The sequence below is a fragment of the Rhodococcus sp. CX genome (assembly GCF_015865005.1).
In the GTDB taxonomy this organism is placed as follows: Bacteria; Actinomycetota; Actinomycetes; order Mycobacteriales; family Mycobacteriaceae; genus Rhodococcus.
Genome location: NZ_JADZGH010000004.1, coordinates 1 through 2,315, shown reverse-complemented (window position 1 = coordinate 2,315; position 2,315 = coordinate 1). Strand labels below are relative to the sequence as shown.

4 protein-coding genes are annotated in these 2,315 nt (G+C 68.3%); 1 reads left to right on the top strand and 3 read right to left on the bottom strand.

The genetic code is table 11. The features are described 5' to 3' along the window. Nucleotides 1-200 precede the first annotated feature (200 nt). Nucleotides 201-569, bottom strand: coding sequence for a GntR family transcriptional regulator (locus I0Q12_RS00050; RefSeq protein WP_197250009.1), 369 nt, complete (start codon nucleotides 567-569; stop codon nucleotides 201-203). Between the two features lie 83 nt (nucleotides 570-652). Then, the gene (gene mscL, locus I0Q12_RS00045) at nucleotides 653-1,084 is read right to left on the bottom strand and encodes a large conductance mechanosensitive channel protein MscL (RefSeq protein ID WP_197250008.1); all 432 of its coding nucleotides are present in this window, start codon (nucleotides 1,082-1,084) and stop codon (nucleotides 653-655) included. A gap of 156 nt (nucleotides 1,085-1,240) precedes the next feature. Here mscL and arsC point away from each other — a divergent pair, with 156 nt between their 5' ends. Beyond that, nucleotides 1,241-1,588, top strand: a complete 348-nt coding sequence (gene arsC / locus I0Q12_RS00040; RefSeq protein WP_197250007.1) for an arsenate reductase (glutaredoxin) — start codon at nucleotides 1,241-1,243, stop codon at nucleotides 1,586-1,588. Nucleotides 1,589-1,648: 60 nt separating this feature from the next. Here arsC and I0Q12_RS00035 read toward each other — a convergent pair. Beyond that, the coding region (locus I0Q12_RS00035) for a phosphodiesterase (protein WP_307845959.1) at nucleotides 1,649-2,315 on the bottom strand (667 nt) is incomplete at its 5' end.

Here is a 2,315-nt window from a genome sequence, read left to right as displayed (position 1 = left end):
CGGACCGGGTGGGCCGACGCCGGGTGGTGTCTGCGGCCGGGGCGTCCCGGGCGCAGCAGTCGAACCGGTTCGATCCGCAGGCACGGCCATGGATCAACGCTCGCCCTCGAACGGGTGCGGCGCAAGCACCTGCGACCGGGAAAGGTCCTCCCGAACCGGTCGTTTCCGACTCGGGGAACGAATCGGACACTCGGGAGGTGTCAGGCTCCGCGGACCGCGGCGACCACGAACTCGAGGATCTCGTCGTCCGACATGCCGAGGGCCCGCAACTCCGCGACGTAGGCGGTGGTCGCGCGCTGGGCGAGGGTGAGCGTCGGATCACCCGACGCGGCCGTCGCGACGAACGTGCCCGCGCGCCCGCGCGTCTCGAGGACCCCGGCCTGTTCGAGTTCCCGATAGGTCTTCGCGACGGTGTTCGGCGCGATCCCGAGATGCTCGGCGAGAGCGCGCACGGTCGGGAGTTTGGTGCCGGCGATCAGTTCGTCGCGGCGGACCAGCTCGACGATGCGACGGCGCAACTGTTCGAACGGTGGGGTCTGAGAGCTCTGGTCGATGGCGATGTCGAGCACGCGAGCAATGTACCAGCGCACAACGCACCGGCCCCGGGCATGCTGCCCGGGGCCGGTGGGAAGTGCGTATGGAGTGTGACCGATCAGACACGCGCCTTGTCGTGATCGTCGTCGTCCGAACCCTTCGCGTACGTGCCCTTCTCGAGCAGGTCGCGGATCTGGATGAGCAGGTCCGTCTCGCTCAGCGGCTTGTCCTCGGACTCCTTCGGCGGAGCGAAACGGTTCTTCGCGGCGTTGACCGGGACGATGAGCACGAAGTACACGACCGCGGCGATGATCACGAAGTTGATCACCGCGGTGACGACCGCACCGATGTTGATGAAAGTCTCAGGGCTGGAAGTGATCTGGAATCCCCAGCCGTACTCGTTGGCACCACCGACCGCCGCGACGAGCGGGTTGACGATGTTGTTGGTGAACGCGGTGACGATCGCGGTGAACGCGGCACCGACGACGACGGCGACCGCCAGTTCCACCACGTTCCCACGCAGCAGGAAATCCCTGAACCCCTTGAGCATGTACCCGGCTCCTCCCAATCGGCATTACGCATGTATTGACGGCGGAAAATCGTAGGGGGCGGGCGGGCAACCTTCAAACGGGACATGCCACGGGTGACGGCGAACACGGCAAGCATTGCAGGGACGCCCGATGCGGCACGCGGCACAATAACGGCCATGGCCAAGACCGCGACGATCTACCACAACCCGCGCTGCAGCACGTCCCGCAACACCTTGAAGGTCCTCCAGGAGGCCGGCCTCGAACCGACCGTCGTCAAGTACCTCGAGACCCCGCCGTCCCGCGACGGCCTGCGCAAGCTGCTCGACGATGCGGGCCTGAAGCCCAGCGAGGCGATCCGCCGGAAGGAAGCGCTGTTCACCGAACTGAACCTCGCCGACGCGTCCGAGGACGAACTGATCGATGCGATGGTCGACAACCCGATCCTCATCGAGCGGCCGATCGTCGTCACCGACAAGGGCACCGTGCTCGCGCGCCCGGTCGACAAGGTCCGCGAGATCCTCTGACGGCACGCGCCCACGTCTCCGGCCGGAGACGTGGGCGTTCTTCTCGGACTACGCGTCGTTCTACTCGGACTGTGCGTGCCGGCCCGCCCGGCTGCCCCGGTACGCGGCCCGGCGCGCCGCAGCGATCCACCCCGGCCACATGTCCACCTCGGCCGGGCAGTTGAGCACCGGATCGAACGCGGGTCGCTCACCGTCACCCGGCAGTGTCTCCACGACGAGCTGCCCGGCGGGTGCCACCTCGCCTCCCGCAGATTTCAGCGACAACCCGAAGCGCAACGTGCCGCTGTCGGCCAGCGCGTCCGCATCCGCCGACTCCGGGAGCCCGGCTTCCGGTTCCGCCACCACCCATCGCAGATCCGGGTGCTCGCGCGTGCGGAACGCGGTGACGCTGCTGTAGTGGGCGCCCGACCAGCTCCGCGCCGGCGACAACAGCACGGGCACACGCCCGTGTGCGGTGACCAGCAGGATGTCCCACGGCCCGACGCTCAGGTGCAGCCGCACCGCCACGCCGAGGAAGTCGGGAAGCATTGCGGGAAGCCCGATTCCGCGGGACAACCGGACAGTGACCGGCACCTGCCCCTGCGTCGGCCACCAGCTCGACACCAGCTCGGCGTGCCCCCGAGCGAGAACGCCGTGCGGATGGAAGATGCGCGCGTGCCGCACCGCCGAGGCCGCCGCGAACGGCGCCTCGAGGACCGCGTCGAGCTGTTTCATCCCACCCAGATAC